Genomic DNA, 5,220 nt, shown 5'->3' on the forward strand with positions numbered 1-5,220 from the left:
CTGACGCCCTCACCGCGGCCGAGAAGGCCACCTTGGAGAAGGATGATGCGGTTGCCGCTCGAGATCGTGCGACCGGCGAGGTGGAGGGGCTGCGCGGCGAGCTGGAGCAGGTGCGAGGTGAGCTCGAGGCTGCCCGCCGGGAGGTCCGCGACGCCCGCACCGCGGCAGTGGAGGCGGATCGGGCGCGGGTTCGCGCCGAGGCCGCCTCAGACACTCTGCGTGAGGTCCTCGATGCACTGCGTGAGGGCAGGGGCGACTCGGCGGCGACGGACGCCTCGTGAGCGCAGCCGATCAACACGTGGCGTGGCGCTGAGCACGCCAATAGTCGCACTCCCCTGACTGTTCAGAGGCCGCCCCGCGGATGGCGCAGCCGCGGGGCGGCGCCGCGTTCAGCCCTGCTGGGGTAAGGGTGCGGCCGGGTCGGGCAGAAACACTCATCGCAGTGGTGCGTCAGACGACTCACCTGACAGTCGTGCGCCGGTCGTTGCCTCTGGTCAGGTTCGTTCGGGCAGGGGGTAGGGGGTGGTGAACTCGGTGAACCACTGGGCCGGTTCCAGGTTGACTCCGCCGACCCATCTGGTGATGGTCTCAGCGGGCAAATCGTAGAGCGCCAGGACGTCGTCGTCTTGGAACAGGTCGCTCGCCAGGTCGCCCCAGGTGTCGGGGTTGTCGGTCTCGGCGGGCCAGGCCATGGCCTGATCGGCTGACAGTCCGGTGTCGGTGACTGCGGCTCGTCTCAGGATCAGGTGCAGCACCATCTCCTCACCAGTGCAGCGGGGCACGGGCGCGCCCCACTGCCTGGCGTCGTTAGCGAGCCGGGTGGCGCACTCGGCGAGTTGGTAGCGCCAGAGGCGGCTCTGAGTGAAGGTGCACGGCGGTAGCGCGTCAAGGATCTGTAGCTGGTCGCCCGTCACCGCTGCGGTGCCGAGCAGATCGGCGTCGGCGCGGATCTGCTCGGCGACCTCAAAGGCCGCGACTGCGAGTGCCTGCGCGCGGCGCGGACCGATGGTGTTGATGAGGTCGACGAACTCGGAATCCAATTCAGTCACGGTGTCAGGCTCCTGGCCGAAAGCGGGGGCGCTTGGTCTCATTCTAAAGCGCCCTGGCACCGGGCATCGGGCCTGTGGCCCGATGCTGCTCGTAAGAATCCCCACCGGCCCGAGAGGGCCCGGGAGACTGTGGCCGAGGGGATACATGGTGATCTTCCGCCGCCCCTGCACGAGTGGTCTGCCCGCCGGCGGGCGCAGAATCGGGGCATGAGGCGTCACCTGTTGCGGCGCTGAGACTTCGTGGTCGGGCTTGCCGGGCACCGACCGTTCCCCGGCCCCGTCATGACGATCGCTACCGTTCACGGCTGGCACCGGCCGTCATAGATTCCACGCCACCTGCGATGGGCCCTCCTGCACGGCCGGGCGCCCCGGCGCCAACGCCGTATCGGCGCGGCCCGCTGACACATCCGCACACCCCGAAATGAGTCGAGGCCCCGCTCGAGCGGGGCCTTGTGTTGGTTGTGAGCCTACGTGTTCGTTCAAAACAGTGGTGGCGTGTCGAGGGGCGCGGCGTTGCCGCAGGCGCGGGCATAGGCGGCTGCGTTCCACCCGCCGGCAACGGCCTCACGCACGGCCAGTGACCGAGCGTGGCGGTCTTGACGATGCGCCAGGGTTCGAATGACTCCGGTGCGCCCGCACGCGACGGCGTAGAGCAGGTTCGCCGCTTGAGTGGAGGCGATGAGATGCCCCTGATCGACGCGGACACACAGTGGTTCGTTGCAGCGGTGCTCCCCCACACCGCCGCCGGTGAGCTCGCCCGAAATCAGCAGCGCAAACCGGTGCGCTGACTCTGTACGGCTCGTTGCATAACGACGCCAGGTGATGCGTCCGTATCCGTCACCGGCGGAGATGGCACCGGTCCAAATCCAGCATCCGTCGGCAGGTGCCTTGATCACACGGGACCAGAACGCGTCGATCGCCGCCTGAGTGGGCGGCAGGGTCGCGCTATAGGGACGCGACCGCCGCGCCGCGCCAGCCGGGGCGGGAGGTGGCGCGACCAATTCCAGGCCCGGCAGAGGAATGTCCACGTCTGCGGGACTGGTGCGCGGGTCAGTGGGACTCGGCACCGTTGTGGTCCGAGGTCGTGTCCGACGCCTGCTCGTCAGTGGTCTCCGGCGTGGAGTCCCCGGTGGCGGTGCGGTCCTTCGCGGCGCGGATTGCCGCGCCGACCTCGCGGGCGGACAGGCCGGTCATCTCGGCTAAATCCGCCTGGGCGACCCCAAGGTCCTTGAGCTCGATCAGTGACTCCCCCAGGGCGGCCTCGGCGTCGGCGCGGGCGTCGATCGCGGAGAACACCGCCACGAGCTTGGATTCGCGCTTGCGCGCCCGCTCGAGCTCGTCAGCCATGGCTTGGCGGGCGCGAGCCCGCGCGGTCTGTGAACGCGAATCAGTCTTCGTAGCAGCCATAGCCCAAACCCTAAAGCACGCCTACGACACCCGCGAGCACCAACCACTTCCCCATCCGGCCACCGTGTTGGCCGCACAGGCCCTGCCTGAGACGTCACCAGTGCCCAAGACCAACCCTCGCTCCTGCTCGCTCAAACAGCCATACACAGTATGCACTTCTAGTGAGCGACGGGAAGTTCCTGGTCGCAGGCCCGCGTGCTGCGACGCGTAGACGCGCCCATTGGTGCCGCATACGCTGGTGGTCGTGATGACCCTCCGAGCCGTACACGCGGGCACTGGATACCAGTACCTGCTGCGCTCGGTGGCCACCCACGACGCCGACCCGCAAGGGCAAAGCCTGTCGGACTACTACGCCGCCAAGGGCACCCCGCCCGGTCGGTGGATCGGCTCAGGTCTAGACGGTCTGGACTCGAAGTCAGCCACCGCCGGGGCGGTGGTCACCGAAGCCCAGATGGCTGCCCTGTATGGCGAGGGGTTGCACCCGGACACCGACGCCAAGATGCTCGCCGGGACCGCATTGAAGGATTGCAAACTCGGCCGATCCTTCCCCCTCTATACCGGCGGCGTCGATGTCCTGGACGCAATCGCCGCGGCCGAGCGGGACTTCCTTAAGACCGAGAATCGCCGCCCGACCACAGCCGAGCGAAGCGAGCTCGCCGAGCAGATAGGCCGGCCGTTCTATACCGAGAAGTTCGGCTACGACCACGCCTCCGGCAAGGACGTCATCGCCTGGGTCAACCGAGAGCGTGACCAGGTCAAGCAAGCGATCGCGGGGTTCGACTTCACGTTCTCCCCGGTGAAAAGTGTCAGCGTTCTGTGGGCACTGGCAGACGAGCAGACGTCGTCCAAGATCGCCGCGTTGCACCACGAATCCGTCACCGAGGCACTGGCGTGGGCCGAAGACAATGCGATCTACACACGGGTCGGCAAGCAGGGAATCGAGCAGGTCAAAACCCGCGGGATTGTCGGCTCTGAGTTCACTCACTTCGATACCCGCGGGGGCGACCCGGACCTGCACTCGCACGTGCTTCTGGCCAACAAAGTGCAAGGCCCGGACGGGCGCTGGCTGTCACTGGATGGACGTGCGGTCTTCCAGATGCACCAAGCCATATCCGCCCGGTATGACGCGATCCTGCACGACAAAATGACCCGCCGGATGGGCGTGGAGTTCACCGCCCATCATCCTCAGCCGGGCAAGGCTCCGATCTGGGAGATCGCCGGAATCGACCGCCGTCTGATCGAGATGTTTTCCTCCCGGCGCACCCTGGCACGCCCGGTCTATGAGCAGTTGGTGACCGAGTACGTGGAGAAGAATGGCCGGCAACCCGCGCAGCGGGCAAGCTACGCCCTGTGGCAGAAAGCCATCCTTGACACCCGCGATGCAAAGAAGCCCGCGCAGTCGCTAGATGAGCACCGCGCAGCATGGAAGCAGGCGGCCGTCGACCGTGTTGGAGCCGAGGTCGTAGAGCAGATTGCGGCCGCTTCCACCGCCACTGACACCGAGGCCAGACGCGAGGCATTCGATGCGGAGCAGCACACCGAGACGGTCGCCGAGCTCGCCATCGCCAGGGTTACCGATGCACGTGCTCACTTCCGTGCCTCGCACCTGGACACTGCGATCTCAACCGCACTCAAGGGCTACCGCTTCGCCTCCGATACCGAACTAGAAGCGGCACACCAGGCCGTGATGAGCCACGCCATGAACACCCTCATCGTGCCGCTGACTCCCCCCGAGCCGATGCTTCTTCCCTCTGCTCTGATGACCGCACGCGGGAGGGGAATCGACCGGCACGCCAACTCTGAGAAGTACACCACCGCCGCTGTTCTGAACGCCGAAACTGCGGTGCTGGAAGCGGCCCGAACCCCGGTCGCTGTCATTGCCACCGAGGCCGCAGTGGACGACGTACTGGCCGCCCACGAGAAGACCGAAGGGTGGTCTCTCAACCCCGGCCAGCAGGCCCTGGCCAAGCACTTGGTGGGGGTGGGAACCCTGGTCGCGGCAGGGGTCGGTCCGGCCGGAACCGGCAAGACCGCGTCGATGAAGGTCGTCGCCAAGACCTGGCAGTCCACGGGCCGAATTGTCATCGGCCTGGCCCCGTCTGCGGCAGCAGCGAGCGTGCTGTCCGAGGACATTAACGCCCCGGCACACACCATCGACCTGTTGACCTTCACCTGGCGCGGACTCAACCCGAACGCACCGGGTAAGACCCTGTCGGCCCTGCCGATTGAGATCTCCCCTGGCGACATGCTCCTGGTCGATGAAGCCGGAATGGCCAGCACCGAGAACCTCGCCGCGCTGACCGAGATCGCCCAAGAATCCGGGGCCGTTGTGCGCCTGATCGGCGACCCCTACCAGCTATCCGCAGTGACCTCAGGTGGCCTGTTCGCCGACATCACCCGCACACCAGGCACGGTCGAACTGGAACAGGTGATGCGCATGGGCGCAGACACCGAACAAGCCGAAGCAACCCTGGGACTGCGGCTCGGAGACACCGCCGCACTCGATCAGTACGCCGATCGCGGATGGGTCACCGGTGGGCATCGCGAGTCCATGCTCACCGATGCCGTTCAGGCCTATCTTTCCGACCTGGAGGCCGGGCGCAGCTCACTGATCATCGCCTCCCGAAACGAAGACGTCGACACCCTCAACGAAGTCATCAGGGCACAAAGGATCGCCGACGGAATTGTCGATGACACCCACACCAGAGTTGTGTCCCGCGGTGACACCGTCGGTGTCGGGGACACCGTCATCGCCCGCAAGAAC

The 5,220-nt window shown here is 66.7% G+C and carries 4 protein-coding genes and 1 pseudogene; 2 read left to right on the forward strand and 3 right to left on the reverse strand.

The window, feature by feature from the left end; genetic code table 11:
• Window positions 1–281, forward strand: a pseudogene (locus tag G6018_RS09475) (hypothetical protein); the annotation flags it as partial.
• 213 nt (window positions 282–494) lie between these two features.
• Here the strand turns inward: G6018_RS09475 and G6018_RS09480 are convergent.
• From G6018_RS09480 to G6018_RS09490, 3 genes are all read right to left on the reverse strand, one after another.
• Window positions 495–1,049 carry a hypothetical protein gene (locus G6018_RS09480; RefSeq protein ID WP_182639474.1) on the reverse strand — a complete coding sequence of 185 codons (555 nt, stop codon included), beginning with the start codon at window positions 1,047–1,049 and terminating at the stop codon, window positions 495–497.
• A 479-nt stretch (window positions 1,050–1,528) separates the two neighbouring features.
• The gene (locus G6018_RS09485) at window positions 1,529–2,077 is read right to left on the reverse strand and encodes a hypothetical protein (RefSeq protein WP_244213206.1); all 549 of its coding nucleotides are present in this window, start codon (window positions 2,075–2,077) and stop codon (window positions 1,529–1,531) included.
• A 22-nt stretch (window positions 2,078–2,099) separates the two neighbouring features.
• Complete coding sequence (locus G6018_RS09490) at window positions 2,100–2,396, reverse strand: hypothetical protein (RefSeq protein ID WP_182639475.1); 297 nt, start codon at window positions 2,394–2,396, stop codon at window positions 2,100–2,102.
• A gap of 307 nt (window positions 2,397–2,703) precedes the next feature.
• Between G6018_RS09490 and mobF the strand changes: the two genes are divergently transcribed.
• On the forward strand, window positions 2,704–5,220 hold a 2,517-nt coding region (gene mobF, locus G6018_RS09495), incomplete at its 3' end, for a MobF family relaxase (RefSeq protein ID WP_182639476.1).

It is taken from the genome of Dietzia sp. DQ11-44, from assembly GCF_014145205.1.
GTDB classification, from domain to species: domain Bacteria; phylum Actinomycetota; class Actinomycetes; order Mycobacteriales; family Mycobacteriaceae; genus Dietzia; species Dietzia natronolimnaea.

Excerpts from the sequence above, each read along its gene's own strand:
- G6018_RS09490 (WP_182639475.1), bottom strand. The coding sequence starts at position 2,396 with ATGGCTGACGAGCTCGAGCGGGCGCGCAAGCGCGAATCCAAGCTCGTG.